Here is a 15,121-nt window from a genome sequence, read left to right as displayed (position 1 = left end):
GTCCAAGTGATGGGCTGCTTCTTATACCCAGAGGTCATAACCTGTATTAAAGAGGAGTATTCCATCTTCTTTCAAGAAATGCGGTGCTGGGATAGCCTCACCCCTCCAAACTCAACAAGATTCTGATTGCATGAGCATCACAAAGTCATTGCCTCTTTTAGTCTTGGCCTGTACTGCGGCGCTTCTTGGACTGATGCTTCAAAGTCAGGTCGGATACGCGCAAACAAGCTATACCTGGGACCAGGTGAAGGGCAAATTCGAAGCTGCCAACCCTACATTGAAAGCAGACGCGCTCAATGTGCAGGAGATGAAGGCCGAAGAAATCACAGCCTATCTGCGCCCCAACCCTCAATTCACGCTATCCGCTGATGGAACGCAAATCGCTCCTCACAAAGGTGTATGGGCACCGCTCAGCGGCACGGATGTAGTTCCCGCTCTCACCTACCTGCATGAACGCGATCACAAGCGGGAGTTGCGCCTGCAAAGCGCGCAGGAAGGCACGCAGATTGCCGGATCGCAGCACGAGGACCTCGAGCGCAGTCTTCTCTTCGACCTTCGCGTAGCATTTGTCCAGACGCTCCAGGCAAAAGCGATTGTTGATCTTTCGCACCAGGAGCTCGATTACTACGACAAGATCATCGACATCAGTCGCGCGCGCTTTAAGAGCGGTGACCTCTCACAGATTGACCTCGACAGAATCGAACTGCAGCGCGTGCAGTATGAGTCGGACCTCCAAACCGCCGAAGTCAACCTCCGCACAGCAAAGATCCAGCTTCTGCAATTGCTGAATGACAGAACACCGGTTGACCAGCTCGACATCCAGGGGACGTTTGCATTTTCTGATCAGCTGCAGACGCTCGATGCCTTTCATCAGATTGCTCTCGACAGCCGGCCTGACTTGAGAGCAGCGGTGCAATCCATTCAGCAGGCAGAAACCAATCACAAGCTTGCCATCGCCAACGGCTCAACCGATCCGACATTCGGCGCCTGGTACACATGGAACGCGTCGAACAATAACCCGAATGCCATCCAGACCATTGGAGCCAGCGTCAACATCCCGCTGCGCATCTTTGATCGCAATCAGGGCGAGAAGCAGCGCACGCAGCTGGACATCGGCCGCAACCAGCAGCTCGCGGAGGCAACGCGCGCGCAGGTATTCGGTGACGTCGATTCAGCCTACGCCCAGGTCGACAGCAATCTGGTCCTGTTGCGTCCCTATAAGGACAAATACTTAACGCAGGCAACACGCGTGCGGGAAACAGTCACATACGCATGGCAGCACGGCGGAGCATCTCTGATGGATTTCCTGAACGCGCAGAGCGATTACCGCGGGGTGCAGCTGGCATACATACAACTGATTGGTTCCTACCTGACAGCAGCAGGCCAATTGAATCTTGCCGTGGGGCGCGAGGTAATCCAGTGATGAGTCAGAAAGTTTTGAAATTCGGTTGCCTTGCCGTGTGCCTTTCACTCGCGGCCTGCGGAAAGAAGTTCAATCCGGCAGATGGAGCTCCGCCGTCAACGCAGGTCATTGAGAGCGGCAACAACAATGTCGTCAGCGTTGAAAAGCCTGAGCAGTTTCCTCTGATCGCGACCGAACGCGTGGAAGCGCCAACTTCATTGAACGTAACCGGATCGGTCAATCCCGATATAGCCCGCGAAGTGCCGGTGATCTCGCTTGCCAGTGGCCGCGTCGTCGACATCAAGGCAAGACTCGACGACAACGTGAAGAAGGGCGATCTTCTTTTGCGAGTACAAAGCCCGGACATCACCAATGCCTACGATACATATCTGAAGGCGGTGAACGATGAGCAGCTGGCAAACAAGGCCTATATCCGTGCAAAGGATCTCTACGACCATGGCGCCATTGCGCAGGGAATGCTCGAGCAGGCGGAAGATACGGAAAAGGACGCCAGGGCCGATCTCAATGCTGCCGAAGAGCAACTGAACACGCTCGGCGTGAAGAAAGATCATCCGTCGAGCATCGTCAATGTATATGCTCCTATCTCCGGAGTTATTGTCGCTCAGAATGTCACCAATGCTGCGGCCGCGGGCGTAACCTACACCGGCTCTTCCAACGCATTTACCATCGCCGATCTGTCCGTGGTCTGGATCATCTGCGACGTCTATGAGAATGACCTGCCTAAGATCAAGCTTGGGCAGACGGCACAGATCAAGATCAATGCGTATCCCGACAGAGTACTCACTGGTCGCATCAGCGACATTGGCCCCGTGCTTGACCCGAGCATCCGCACAGCCAAAGTCCGCATTGAGGTCCCTAATCCCGGCATTCTCCGGCTGGGTATGTTTGTGACGGCGACACTCGAGAGCAGGACGAAGGAAGTGCATGCTGTCGTGCCCGCCAATGCCATCCTTCACCTGCACGACCACGACTGGGTATTCATTCCTGCGGGCGACAAGCAGTTCAAACGTGTCGAGGTGAGTTCCGGCAGTACTCTGTCCGGGAACAGGCAGGAAATTCTCTCGGGGGTTGAACCGGGCCAGCAGGTCGTAGCAAGCGCCTTACAGTTAGAAGCCACGGTGGAGGCGCAATGATCCGCAAGCTCGTCGATTTTGCGCTCCAGAACCGTTTTCTTGTGCTGGCTGGCGCAATTCTTCTGTTTGTGTGGGGTGCAATTTCCTTTCACCGGCTTCCGGTGGAAGCATATCCGGACGTTGCCAATAACTATGTCAACATCATCGCGCAGTGGCCCGGCATTTCCGCTGAACAGATAGAGCAGCAGGTCACCGTTCCCATTGAAGTTGCAGTGAATGGCATTCCGGGAGTCGCGCATGTCCGCTCATGGTCGCTGTTCGGCCTCTCAACCGTGGAATTGGTTTTTGGAGAGGATACAACCAACTTCGAGAACCGCGAGCGTGTACTGGAGCGTCTCGCTCAGGTTACTCTGCCGGCGGGCGTTATCCCGCAGATGGGCACAGACTGGAGCCCGGTCGGCCAAGTCTATTTTTATACTCTCGAGAGCTCCAATCCACAGTACGACGTGATGGAGTTGAAGTCGCTCGAAGACTGGGTAATCGAAAAAAATCTGAAGACAGTTCCAGGCGTCGTGGACATCAACTCATTCGGTGGCCCCACGCGCGAATATCAGGTACGCATTGATCCGGACAAGCTCGTCTCCTATGGCCTCAGCATTGCCCAGGTCGAGCAGCAGCTCACGAACAGCAACGCTAACGCCGGTGGAAGTTTCATTGAAGCTGGCCTGCAGCAGATCAACGTTCGTGAGGTCGGCCTTGTACGCAATGTGCAGGATATTGAGAACACAGTTGTCGCAACCAGAAATGGCACAGCTCTTCGTGTTAAGGACATTGCCGTCGTTTCGCAAGGCCCAAAGATTCGTCTAGGGCAGTTTGGCCGCGCTCTCCACCGTCAGGATGGAAAAATAATTGACAACGATGACGTGGTTTCAGGAATTGCTTTGCTGCAAAAGGGTGCGGACGCGGAGCCGGTCCTCGAAGGCATCCACAATAAAGTGGAAGAGCTGAACGATCACATCCTGCCGCAGGGTGTGAAGCTGGTTCCATTCATGGACCGCAGCAACCTGATGCACTTCACGACGCACACTGTCCTGCACAATCTGACCGAAGGCATCGTCCTCGTCGTCATCATTCTTTTTCTATTCTTAGGCAATGTGCGCGGCGCGATTATTGTCGCCATCACAATTCCTTTCTCACTGCTGTTTGCTTCCATCTGCCTGGACCTGAGGCATGTCCCCGCCAACCTGCTCTCGCTCGGCGCACTGGACTTCGGCATGGTAGTCGACGGCGCGGTAGTGATGGTCGAAAACATCGTCCGCCATCTTGGCCGCAAGGACGACACCGGAAGAACTCCGATCGAGCGCATTGGAGAAGCCGCCCATGAAGTGCAGCGTCCCGTCTTTTATGCCATCGGCATCATCATTACGGCCTATTTGCCGATCTTCACGCTGCAAGCCGTGGAAGGTCGCCTATTCAAGCCCATGGCGTGGACGGTAGCTTTTGCGCTGGCAGGCGCTCTGCTCTTCTCCATGATCATTGCGCCTGTCCTTGCGAGCTTTTTATTTCGCAAGCAGGTAAAAGAATGGCATAACCCGGTCATGACGTTTCTGACTGAGCGCTATCGTAAGAGCGTCACGTGGGCCATTCATCATCGATGGGTCACCGTCAGCGGCGCTTCGCTCGCCTTGTTCATTGCTGTTGCGCTCGCCGCCAGCGGCATTATTGGTTCTGAGTTTCTGCCTCACCTCGACGAGGGCGCATTGTGGGTGCGCGGCATTCTTCCGCAAAGCGCAGGACCAGGCGAAGGCATCCGTGTCTCGAATGAAGCGCGCGTCCTGCTTTGCTCATTCCCTGAAGTCACCCAATGCACCAGCCAGACTGGCAGGCCGGACGACGGGACAGACCACACAAGTTTTTTCGACACGGAATTTTTTGTCGACCTGAAGCCAAAGGAAGAATGGCGTCCCATATTTCAAGAGCGCAAAGAGAATCTCATCGCTGCCATGAACGACGAACTCGATAAGAAAATTCCCGGCGTGATCTGGGGCTTTTCCCAGCCGATCGAAGACAACATGGAAGAAGCAGTCAGCGGCGTAAAAGGCCAGCTCGCTACCAAAATTTATGGCGATGATTTGCACACGCTCGAAGGCCTGGCCGAACAGGTCTCCACTATTTTAGGTCACGTCAAGGGCATTACCGACCTCGGCCTTCTTCAGGTCACAGGCCAGCCTGACCTGAATTTCACTGTCGATCGCAAAGCGGCGGCGCGATGGGGAATCAATGTCTCTGATGTGCAGGACGCCATCCAGACGGCAGTAGGCGGCAATGCTCTCACTCAGGTGCTGAAGGGCGAAGCGCGCTACGACCTTGTGATGCGCTATCTGCCTCAATATCGAGATACCCGCGACGCAATCAAAAATATCCGCCTGCTTTCGCCATCAGGCGAGCGCGTTTCGCTCGACCAGCTCTGCACCGTGAACGTGGCTGACGAAGGCTCGGAGATCTACCGCGAAAATAATGAGCGCTACGTCGCGATTAAATACAGCGTCCGCGGACGCGACCTTGGTGGCGCGGTGGAAGAAGCCATCGACAAGGTCAACAAACAGCTCCAGCTCCCGCGCGGCTATCACGTTGCCTGGGAAGGCGAATACCAGAGCGAGAAGCGTGCGGAGGCGCGGATGGCCATCATTGTGCCTCTGACCATTCTGCTGATCTTCATCATCCTCTACTCGATGTATAAGTCTCTGAAATGGGCGATGCTGATTCTCGTCAGCGTTGCCATGGCGCCTTTCGGAGGGCTGCTCGCGCTCCTGGCCACGCATACCCACTTCAGTGTTTCCTCCGGCGTAGGCTTTCTCGCCCTCTTTGGCGTTTGCGTGCAGACCGGCGTCATCATGCTCGAGTACATCAACCAGCTGCGGGCCCGTGGCAACACGATTGAAGACTCAGCCATCGAAGGCGCTGTCCTCCGCTTGCGGCCCATCATGATGACCATGCTCGTCGCTACATTTGGATTGCTGCCGGCAGCCATGTCGCACGGCATCGGATCAGACTCGCAGCGGCCTTTCGCCATCGTGATCGTTGGCGGCCTGATTGCCGCTCTTGTAATCAGCATCTTCCTTTTGCCCACGCTTTATGTATGGATTGCCCGCGACACGGACGTGCTGCCTGTTCCCGAAGTCGAGTTTGAAAACTAAAGCTGCATGAAGACACTGGCATAATCAAGATATGCCCCTTCTTTGGAAACCGGAAAGCTGGTCGCAGCGGCTGGCAGAACTCGAAGCACGTAAAGGCGATCTGAAAGAAGCTCCGCTGCGGCGCGATGTCCGCTCGCTTGGAATGCTTCTCGGAGAAGTGCTGCACGAGCAGGCTGGCGACGAGCTCTTTGAGAAGGTCGAAGAACTGCGTACTTCCGCAATCCGCCGCCGTGAAGCTCAGGAGGAAGCCGAAGACCTGATGCAGCGCGCCGTGCAGGGTATCGCCGGGCTCTCCGTCAATTTAGCGTACCAGCTCAGCCGTGCCTTTGCGTTCTATTTCGAGCTGATCAATCTTGCCGAGACCAATCATCGCAAGCGCCGCCGCCTCTCGCTCCAGTTGAGCGGAGACAGCGCCGCCCAGCGCGGCTCTCTGCGCGGAACGCTGCGCGAGATGAAGCGGGTCGGCATCTCTGCCGATGAAGCTCTGAATTTTCTACGCCGCGTCTTCATCGTGCCCGTCTTTACGGCACACCCAACAGAAGTCGCGCGGCGCTCGGTGCTCTTCAAGCGCCGCCGCATCGGTGAATTTCTTGAGCAGCTCGATCGCATCCCCGTCCCTGACGAAGAGATCGCGCGCCTTGAAGAAGAGCTGCTGGCCGAGATCACCGCGTTATGGCAGACCGACGAAGTCCGCAGCCGCAGGCCGACGGTCAACGACGAAATCAAGATGGGGCTCGATTACTATGACGTCTCCATCTTCGCCACGCTGCCGAAGCTCTATGAAGAAGTATCGGCTGCGCTCGCAAGCGAGTATGGCATCGAAATCGATATCTCCGAGTTGCCTCTGCTGCTGGGCTTCGGTTCGTGGATCGGAGGCGACCGCGACGGCAATCCTTTCGTCACGCCGGAAGTAACGCGCGAGTCGATCCGCGCTGCCCGCGCGCGCCTGCTCGACCACTACGAGCAGCAGGTACAGCTCATCATTGATCTGCTGACTACGTCCGCGCAGCAACTGCCTGTCAGCAAAGAACTGAGCCATCGGCTGCATGGATACTTCGCCGAGCTGCACGCAGGAACGCAGCAGGTTTTCGGAGCGCGTTTCGAGTTCGAGCTGTACCGCCGCTTTCTCGTCTGCGTGCATGCGCGGCTGCTGCGCACCGCGGACCGGCATGCTTCGGATGCCGATAGTCTTGAAGTTGCGCTTGCCGCATTGCCTGCATATTGCAATGCGCAGGAGTTCCTCGATGACTTGAACATCCTGCGCCGCAGCCTGGCGGAAAACCAGGGCCTGCGTCTGGCGCAAATGCTGGTCGATCCGCTCATCCTTCTCGTGCGTACCTTCGGCCTGCATCTGCACACCCTCGACATTCGCCAGCACGCGCGCATTCACCAGAAGACATTGAAAGAAGCATCTGCATGGTGTGCGGGCGATGCTGGCTCGGTTCCGCAGGGGCTGAGCCGCGAAAGCGCCGACGTGATCGAAACCCTGCGCACGGTCGCTGAAATAAAGACCGGGTGCAGCCCCGAAGCAATTCGTCAGTACGTCATCAGCGGAGCCAGCAGTGTCGAAGACGTGCTCGGCGTTCTGTGGCTGGCGCGCCTCGGCGGCGTAGAGCCGGAGGCCAAAGGCAGCGATCCGGGACTGATGCCGGTTCCGCTCTTTGAGTCAATTGATGACCTGCGCAACGCGCCCGAAGTCTGCCGCAAGCTCTGGAGCCTGCCTGAATACCGCACGCTGCTCGCATCGTGGAACAACACGCAGGAGATCATGCTCGGCTACTCCGATTCGAACAAGGACGGTGGCATGCTCACCAGCACTTGGGAAATCTTCCGCGCACACCGCGCCCTGCATGAAGTAGCGCGCGAATGCGGCGTGAAGCTTCGCCTCTTTCACGGGCGTGGCGGAACCGTAGGTCGTGGCGGCGGCCCGACACATCGTTCTATCTACGCCCAGCCTGTAGGCGCATTCGAAGGACAGATTCGCATCACCGAACAGGGTGAAGTCCTCAACTGGAAATATTCCGACGTAGTGCTTGCCGAGCGCAATCTGGAGCTGATGATTGCCGCCTCGCTCGATGCTTTGGCGCGCCCCAACGCGCTCGATCCCAAGGGCCACCAGTCCGGCGTTCTTCTGCCGGAGTGGGAGAAGGCCTTCGACGAGCTATCCGATGCGGCATTCCATTTTTATCGCGAGCAGATCATCGATGACGCTGAAGTGCTGCGCTATTTCGAAACGGCCACGCCTGTCGGGGAACTCGAGCACGCCAAGATCGGCTCGCGTCCAGCGCGTCGCGGAGGCCGCCGCAGTTTTGCCGATCTGCGCGCAATTCCCTGGGTCTTCGGATGGACGCAGAGCCGCCAGCTCGTTCCCGGATGGTTCGGCGTCGGCCACGCCATCGAGCAGTATCGAAAGAAGCCCGGCGGTGAGAAGCTGCTGCGCGCCATGATGGCGGAGTTCCCGCTCTTCATCGATCTCATCCGCAACGTGGAGATGGCGATGGCAAAGGCCGACCTCGGCATCGCATCGCTTTACGCTTCGCTCGTGCCCGAGCCGGAAACGCGGCGACGCGTCTTCTCAAAAATCGAAGCCGAGTTCGCACGCACGCATGACGCGGTGCTTGCCGTTACAGGGCAGAAAGAGCTGCTTGAAAACAACCAGGTGCTCGCGCGCTCCATCCGCCTGCGCAACCCCTACGTGGACCCGATGAGTCTGATCCAGGTAGACCTGCTGCGCCGCAAGCGCGGGGGTGAGGATACTGACGAGATCAATCGTGCCATTGCCGCAACGATCAACGGCATTTCTGCGGGCCTGCGGAACACAGGCTGATTTCTGTGGCGGAAGTTACTCGGCCCCTATTGAAATGCCTCTGTGCTTATCCTGACGTCTTCGAAGTCTGAAGCTTCACCATTGAGCCCTCTGAAATTTGTAGGAGCGTGGCCATATTTCTTTTTGAAATCGCGGCTGAAGTGGCTCCTGTCTCCAACACCCAGGCTGGCGGCGATCTCCTTAACACTAAGGAACGATCCTTTGAGTAGGGTTTCAGCCTGTCTCATTCTGATGTCGCGTACAAACTGCTTTGGCGAGAGCGAAGTCTCGGCTTTGAAAAGGCGGATAAAGTGGCCGGTGGAAAGACGGACTTGCTGCGCTAATTCATTCACCGGAACATTGCGGTGAATCTCTCTGTGTATCGTCTCGATTGCGGCTTCGATTCGCTGGTCCATAAGATGCTCCATCGCGGTGAACAAAGTTTGAGAACGGAGACCACAGCAGGGCATCTAAGTTTGTCCGGCTCCTGTTTGCATCGCATGGCAAATCAAGGAGTGGAGCAAAGCGTGTCGCAATCCTTTTAGCTGCTGGGGCACAGAGCGGATCGAGATCTCTTAGAAAACCTCGGATTCCGGTCAGCCTTCTTTGTGGCAGATGAACCGCGCAAAGACTTGCACAAACTCTAGCGCGCGAAGTCGGTAGGACAATACAGGGTTTTTCTTAATTCTGGAAAAATTTTATCGCACACCGAAATGATTGCAAGAGCAGAAGCCATTATTCGCTTTTTCCTGCCCAAATTTTTATGAATAGTGGCGGAAGTTGATTCCAGCTCACTGTGTCAGCCATTGCGAAAACTATCTTAAATAAAATTCCAGGATTTTTTTGATGTACTTCACGAGTCTGCTAATGAAAAGCCGCATGTGTTCCTATCGGAAAATGAACCACACAATCACTTCGTCATGTTGTGTATCACGACCCTGATTCCGGAAATGGGCCATCGTCCCATTCCTGATTTGAGCGATCAATTATTCGTTATCAGACGCTGCTGTCAGTCTGTTGCCGGCATACACTCGGCCTATGAGTACGCAGCCAACGGTTGAAGACATCAGCGCCATCGTAAACCGTTTTCAGACATGGGCGGGGACGCAGACGGCACAAGCTCCAGCGAAGCCTGCAGTGCGTGAAGTCTCCTATGAGGATGCACTGCGTGCGAGCGGCCGTCCGATGCGCACGGAGGTTTCTCAAGAGGCAGCTGCTCAAAATACTCCCAAAGATCGCGAAGCTGAGAAACCCGAAAAGTCAGCATTTCTTCAGGTGCTGAAAGAACAGGCGGCGATCCTGCCTGCTCTCGCGCGGCGTTCCACAACATTGTCCGTTCGGTTGACACCGGAAGAGCAGGCATTGCTCAGAGCACGCGCAGCAGAAGCAAGTCTCTCTGTCTCCGCCTATGCGCGTCAGTGCGTTCTTGAAGTAGAGGAGCTTCGTGAGCAGGTGACTCGTTTGCTTGCCCGCGAGCAAAAACCGGACCACGAGAGAACGCTTGCTTCAATCGGCCAGTTCATGCGGCGGCTGTTTCGCGGAAGCTCGTTGTCAGTCAGCGCCTGACGGAAGCACCCAACGAATCCCTGCAACGGGTTTCACTTTGAAGGCAACGTTTCAAACAAAACAGGTATGGGTGCACCTTGGCTGAGGCCGCAGCAGGCGCGGCGAAGCCGCGCCAGGTCTGCCTGGAATAACCTGTTGTCTTCTTTAAAAGAGGAGAGCACCGCATCCAGGACCGACGCAGCCTGTAGATTTATCGGCCGCCGGATGCTGTAGTGCATCCACTTGCCTTCGCGACGCGCAGTCACGATGTCTGCTTTCCGCAAATAAGCCAGATGCCGCGAGATCTTGGGCTGGCTTTGCTTCAGAATCTCTACAAAATAGCAGACACATACCTCGCGGCCATTCATCAGGTTAAGAAGACGAAGCCGCGTGGGGTCAGCGAGGGCCGCGAAGAGTCGCACCAGATGAAATGCTGTCGAAGACTGAGCCATACCCTCATTATATACGCATTGACAGATATGTATTGAGATAATATATTCGCCTTAGCGTATGTATTAGGAGGTTTTGACATGAACCCTCAGTCGGCAATTCGCGAGAAGTACGGCTCCATTGCCCGCAGCGTTACTGAAACCGGCAACACGGCATGCTGCGATCCGGGGCTGCGCTGCTGCGACCCCATCACCAGGGATTTGTATGGAACACATGAAAAGGGAGAGCTCCCGGAGAAGGCTATTCTCGCTTCGCTTGGCTGCGGCAATCCAACAGCTCTCATCGAGCTGAAACAGGGCGAAGCAGTCCTCGACCTCGGTTCGGGCGGCGGGATCGATGTGCTGCTGTCGGCAAAGCGTGTGGGCCCAGCAGGCAAGGCTTATGGCCTCGACATGACCGATGAGATGCTCGCCCTGGCGCGCGAGAACCAGCGGCAGGCAGACATAGAAAATGTCGAGTTCCTGAAAGGCGAAATCGAAAACATCCCGCTGCCGGATGCATCGGTCGACGTGGTGATCTCAAATTGCGTCATCAACCTTTCAGCCGACAAAGACCGTGTTCTGCGCGAGGCTTTCCGCGTGCTTCGGCCCGGAGGCCGCTTTGCCGTTTCCGATGTAGTGGTCCGTGGCCAGGTGCCGGCAGCCGTTCGCCAGAGCATGCTGCTCTGGGTGGGTTGCATTGCAGGAGCGCTTGAGGAGTCCGACTACCGGGCCAGACTGGTATCCGCCGGCTTCACAGATGTCGATCTTGAGCCGACGCGCGTTTACGACATCGAAGACGCAAGGCAGTTTCTTACGGAAGCCGGTGTTGCCGTAGATGAGATTGCGCCACAGGTAGAAGGGAAATTTGTGAGCTCGTTCATTCGCGCGACGAAACCAGCCAATTGCTGCGCGCCCGGCTGCTGCGAGCAGAAAGGATAATCATCATGCAGCCGCATTACAACGTCTTGTTCCTATGCACGGGAAACTCTGCGCGTTCCATCATGGCGGAGGCCATCCTGAATCACAAAGCGAAAGGCAACTTTACGGCTTACAGTGCGGGCAGCCATCCCTCGGGAGCTGTCCGTCCGGAAGCACTGAAGCAAATCGAGCTCGCCGGAATTTCGACCGCTGGCCTGCATAGCAAATCGTGGGACGAATTCGCCACGCCCGGCGCCCCACAAATGAATTTTGTATTCACGGTCTGCGACAACGCAGCCGCCGAAGTGTGCCCGATCTGGCCCGGGCAACCAATGACTGCTCATTGGGGAGTGGCTGACCCTGCATCCGTAAAAGGCACGCCTGAAGAGATCGACCGCGCCTTTCACGATGCCTTTTCCATTCTCGATCGCCGCATCGCTCTCTTTCTTTCCCTTCCGCTTTCGACACTGGAGCAGATGGCGCTCAAGCGGGAACTCGACAGCATCGGCAGACAATGAAATGAAGCATTCTTTGTTTGAGCGCATAGCTGCCGAGTTTGGCGGCTCGCTATTCCTTCTCGTCGCAGTAGTCGGGTCAGGGATTATGGGAGAGCGGCTGGCGGCGGGCAATGTTGCCGTTGCGCTGCTGGCCAACAGCATTGCAACTGGCGCGGCACTGATTGCGATCATCCTTGCTATTGGCCCGATCTCCGGAGCACATCTGAATCCGGTGGTGACTCTGGCTGATGCGTGGATGGGAGGAATCACTTTGGGTGAGGTCCCTGGTTACATCGCAGCTCAGCTGGCAGGAGCGTTTGCAGGAGTGGCTGCCGCACATCTGATGTTCGGCCTGCCGCTATTCGCGCCTTCAATGCATGCTCGCAGCGGTTATGCTCTGGCTTTCAGCGAGTTCGTCGCTACCTTTGGTTTGCTGGCCGTGATCTGGGGATGCTCCCGCCGGCGGCCTTCTGCTGTTCCATTTGCTGTAGGAGCGTACATCAGCGGAGCCTATTGGTTTACCTCGTCAACATCCTTTGCCAATCCTGCGGTGACATTGGCGCGGTCGGTTACCAATACATTCTCCGGAATCCGGCCATGGGACACATGGCTTTTCATCGTTGCCCAGCTGGTGGGAGCATTTTTTGCTACTGCTCTCTTTCGCCGCATCGCGCGGGATACTCAAGGCTAACGTTGGCTGGCTTGGCCCGTGAGCACTTTCTGGTTGTATTCAGCCGATCCCCGGCGCGGCACGCTCAGCGATTTCCAATCGGCTGATTTAAGGTGCTTGGCTAGAAAGACAATCTGCCCGCAATGGTAGCTGTAGTGTGCAACCTGGCGATTGATAGCCTGCATTACTGAATGGCGCTCGCCGCGGATAGTAATGGTGCGCGTAAGGTCGGCGTCGGTCAGTTCGGCAAGTGAGTTCAAGAGGCAGTTCCAGCCTCCTTCCCACAGCTCCATCAGTTCGGAGCGTGTGGCCGGAGGCTGCTCGAATTCCGTGTCGCGGTTGCGCGTCGGCTTTTCGCCGTCGGTAGTGAGGAAGTCGGTCCAGCGCGAGCGCATGTTGCCGGCCATGTGCTTCACAATGACGGCGACAGAATTGCTCTCCGGATCGATGGCAGTCTGCAATTGCTCATCGGTGAGCTGGGACATGGCAGCTTCGGCGAGCCTCTTGTACTGGCGGAAGATAGCTGCCGAGTCGGTCACATAGGAGGTCGTGAATTCCAGGGCCATAATGAAAATCTACCGCCAGGACGCTACGACCGCCAAGAGACGCGAAAAAAAATCTTTTCAAGAGTGTACAGAGGCTGATTCATGCCTACAGCTGGCGAACTTCCTGCGTGGACTGCTCCTTGCCAACCTGCAACAGCGCTTCTGGGGTGAGCTGATCGGCGCGGCGCAGGCTGGGAAAGAAGATACTCCACAAGCCGGTGATGGTCAGTGAGCCGACGCCGCCGATAACCACAGCGCGCACCGCTCCCCACCAGGAAGCGGTGAGGCCGCTCTCAAATTCGCCCAGTTCGTTCGACGCTCCGATGAAGAGGGAATTGACTGCGCTCACGCGGCCGCGCATTTCAGGCGGCGTCGCAAGCTGCAGGACCGACGAGCGGATGACCACGCTCACCATATCCGACGCGCCCACAAAAAACAGCGCGATAAGCGAAACTGTCAGGCTCTTCGAGAGCCCGAAGAGCACAGTGGCCGCGCCGAAAATGCCGACGCAGACAAACATCTTCGCACCGGCGCGGCGTTCAATCGGTTTCCACGTAAGCCACATGGAGACCACGAGCGCCCCGATCGCAGGCGCAGCCCGCAGAACGCCCAGCCCGCGCGGACCAGCATGCAGAATTTCCTTGGCGAAGATGGGCATCAGCGCGACAGCGCCACCCAGCAGAACAGCAAACAGGTCAAGCGAAATGGAACCAAGCAGGATCTGCGTCTTTAAGACGTAATGGATGCCGGCAAGAATAACTTCCGTGGAAATAGCGCGATGCTCCATGCGCCCCGGGCGTACATGGAGCGACAGCATCAGCGCAACGAAGGCAAAAAGCGTCGCCAGCGTAAAGAGAAAGACGACGGCAGCTCCGGCAATACGACCGTGTAGAGGCAGTGTGTAGAGTATTCCACCAAGCGAGGGGCCGGCGACATTAGCGATCTGGAAGGCGGTAGCTCCCCAGGTGACGGCGTTGACGAAATGCTCCTTGGGAACAAGATGCGGAATCAAAGCCGAGCTGGCCGGGCCGCTGAAGGCGCGTCCGGTGCCGATCAGAAAGAGCACGGCGTAAATGGGCCAGACGGCGCGCAACCCGTGCCAGGCGAAGAGAAAGAGCGCGAGCGTACAGAAGATCTGCAGGGTGTAGCAGACGATGATGACCTGGCGGCGGTCAAAGCGATCGGCGACGTGGCCCGCAGGGAGAAGAAAGAAAAGTCCCGGCAGGAAGAGCACGAGCCCGGTGTATCCAAGATAAAGAGCACTGTGCGTGATCTGGTAGACAAGCCAGGCAATCGCCAGTGTCTGCGCCTCGGCGCCAACAATGACGAGCACGCGCGCTAGCTGGTAGCGGCGGAAGTCGCGAGACAGGAATGCTGCTGCTCCTGAGCCCGATAGCAAGGTACTTGGGGGCTGGTCGGCCATGCAGGGTTATGTCTCTATGATATCCGGCGTTCTCTCTTTCCAGCTTTCAGGCTGTGATGTTTTCAGGAAGTTTTTCCGGATTTGCAATCGCAAAGATGTTCGTGACCCGGTCCGATTCGTCGAACTCGAGGGTCAGAACATGGGTAAGCTCCCCGTTGGTGTAAACAAGCGCGCCCGGCTCTCCATTGACCTCCGCCAGCTTCGCCGAGTAGGCGTAGCCGGCATTCTTCTGCATAACGCCTGCAAAGAAACGTATGACTTTGTCCGCGCCGAAAATGGGGTTCAGTGCGGCTCGTACCTTTCCGCCTCCATCGGAGTAGAGCACAACATCCTGATGCAGCAGATTGGTTAATTGTGCTGGATCGCCGGAGGCGCAGGCATGGATAAATTTTTCCAGCACGCTGCGATGGTGTTCCTTGTCCACAGAAAAGCGCCGCTTTTTCTCCTGGATATGTTTTCTGGCGCGAGTCACCAGTTGGCGGCAATTGGCTTCCGTAGTCTCAAGCAAAGAGGCAAGCTCGAAATACGGCATTTCGAAAATCTCATAGAGCAGAAATGCAACCCGCTCCGAAGGCGAAAGCGATTCAAGCAGG

General features: G+C 56.7%; 13 protein-coding genes. 8 read left to right on the top strand and 5 right to left on the bottom strand.

Features of this window, described 5'->3' with window-relative positions:
- The first annotated feature begins 130 nt into the window (after window positions 1-130).
- Genes AC5S16_RS22450 through AC5S16_RS22435 form a run of 4 tightly spaced genes read left to right on the top strand, consistent with a single transcriptional unit; the run spans window position 131 to window position 8,520 of the window.
- Entirely contained in the window at window positions 131-1,423 is a 1,293-nt protein-coding gene (locus AC5S16_RS22450; RefSeq protein ID WP_493932360.1) for a TolC family protein, read from the top strand.
- Complete coding sequence (locus AC5S16_RS22445) at window positions 1,423-2,556, top strand: efflux RND transporter periplasmic adaptor subunit (RefSeq protein ID WP_493932359.1); 1,134 nt, start codon at window positions 1,423-1,425, stop codon at window positions 2,554-2,556. The genes AC5S16_RS22450 and AC5S16_RS22445 overlap by 1 nt, the downstream gene beginning before the upstream one ends.
- Complete coding sequence (locus AC5S16_RS22440; RefSeq protein WP_493932358.1) at window positions 2,553-5,693, top strand: efflux RND transporter permease subunit; 3,141 nt, start codon at window positions 2,553-2,555, stop codon at window positions 5,691-5,693. The genes AC5S16_RS22445 and AC5S16_RS22440 overlap by 4 nt, the downstream gene beginning before the upstream one ends.
- 31 nt (window positions 5,694-5,724) lie before the next feature.
- Window positions 5,725-8,520, top strand: a complete 2,796-nt coding sequence (locus tag AC5S16_RS22435; protein ID WP_493932357.1) for a phosphoenolpyruvate carboxylase — start codon at window positions 5,725-5,727, stop codon at window positions 8,518-8,520.
- Between the two features lie 26 nt (window positions 8,521-8,546).
- Here AC5S16_RS22435 and AC5S16_RS22430 read toward each other — a convergent pair whose 3' ends face one another.
- Window positions 8,547-8,915 carry a helix-turn-helix domain-containing protein gene (locus AC5S16_RS22430; protein WP_493932356.1) on the bottom strand — a complete coding sequence of 123 codons (369 nt, stop codon included), beginning with the start codon at window positions 8,913-8,915 and terminating at the stop codon, window positions 8,547-8,549.
- 622 nt (window positions 8,916-9,537) lie between these two features.
- Between AC5S16_RS22430 and AC5S16_RS22425 the strand changes: the two genes are divergently transcribed.
- Entirely contained in the window at window positions 9,538-10,065 is a 528-nt protein-coding gene (locus tag AC5S16_RS22425; RefSeq protein ID WP_493932355.1) for a plasmid mobilization protein, read from the top strand.
- Window positions 10,066-10,097: 32 nt separating this feature from the next.
- Here the strand turns inward: AC5S16_RS22425 and AC5S16_RS22420 are convergent, their stop codons facing one another.
- Window positions 10,098-10,496 (bottom strand): ArsR/SmtB family transcription factor, encoded by a 399-nt coding sequence (locus AC5S16_RS22420; RefSeq protein ID WP_493932354.1) that lies wholly within the window; start codon window positions 10,494-10,496, stop codon window positions 10,098-10,100.
- Window positions 10,497-10,574: 78 nt separating this feature from the next.
- On the opposite strand from AC5S16_RS22420, the gene AC5S16_RS22415 reads away from it, so the two are divergent.
- From AC5S16_RS22415 to AC5S16_RS22405, 3 genes are read left to right on the top strand one after another with little or no spacing between them, the layout of a single operon-like run.
- Window positions 10,575-11,414, top strand: a complete 840-nt coding sequence (locus AC5S16_RS22415; RefSeq protein ID WP_493932353.1) for an arsenite methyltransferase — start codon at window positions 10,575-10,577, stop codon at window positions 11,412-11,414.
- A 5-nt stretch (window positions 11,415-11,419) separates the two neighbouring features.
- Entirely contained in the window at window positions 11,420-11,911 is a 492-nt protein-coding gene (locus AC5S16_RS22410) for an arsenate reductase ArsC (RefSeq protein ID WP_493932352.1), read from the top strand.
- A gap of 1 nt (window position 11,912) precedes the next feature.
- Window positions 11,913-12,581 carry an aquaporin gene (locus AC5S16_RS22405; RefSeq protein ID WP_493932351.1) on the top strand — a complete coding sequence of 223 codons (669 nt, stop codon included), beginning with the start codon at window positions 11,913-11,915 and terminating at the stop codon, window positions 12,579-12,581.
- Here the strand turns inward: AC5S16_RS22405 and AC5S16_RS22400 are convergent.
- The 3 genes from AC5S16_RS22400 to AC5S16_RS22390 all read right to left on the bottom strand — a co-directional run.
- Entirely contained in the window at window positions 12,578-13,126 is a 549-nt protein-coding gene (locus AC5S16_RS22400; protein ID WP_493932350.1) for a DUF1572 domain-containing protein, read from the bottom strand. The genes AC5S16_RS22405 and AC5S16_RS22400 overlap by 4 nt on opposite strands.
- Window positions 13,127-13,211: 85 nt before the next feature.
- Window positions 13,212-14,528, bottom strand: coding sequence for an MFS transporter (locus tag AC5S16_RS22395; protein ID WP_493932349.1), 1,317 nt, complete (start codon window positions 14,526-14,528; stop codon window positions 13,212-13,214).
- Between the two features lie 46 nt (window positions 14,529-14,574).
- Window positions 14,575-15,121, bottom strand: a 547-nt coding sequence (locus tag AC5S16_RS22390; RefSeq protein WP_493932348.1) for a sigma factor-like helix-turn-helix DNA-binding protein, incomplete at its 5' end; no start/stop codon positions are given.

Source organism: Acidobacterium sp. FHG110202_01, assembly GCF_059115305.1.
The sequence above is the reverse complement of the archived record's forward strand: the minus strand, read 5'-3'. Positions and strand labels throughout refer to the sequence as shown.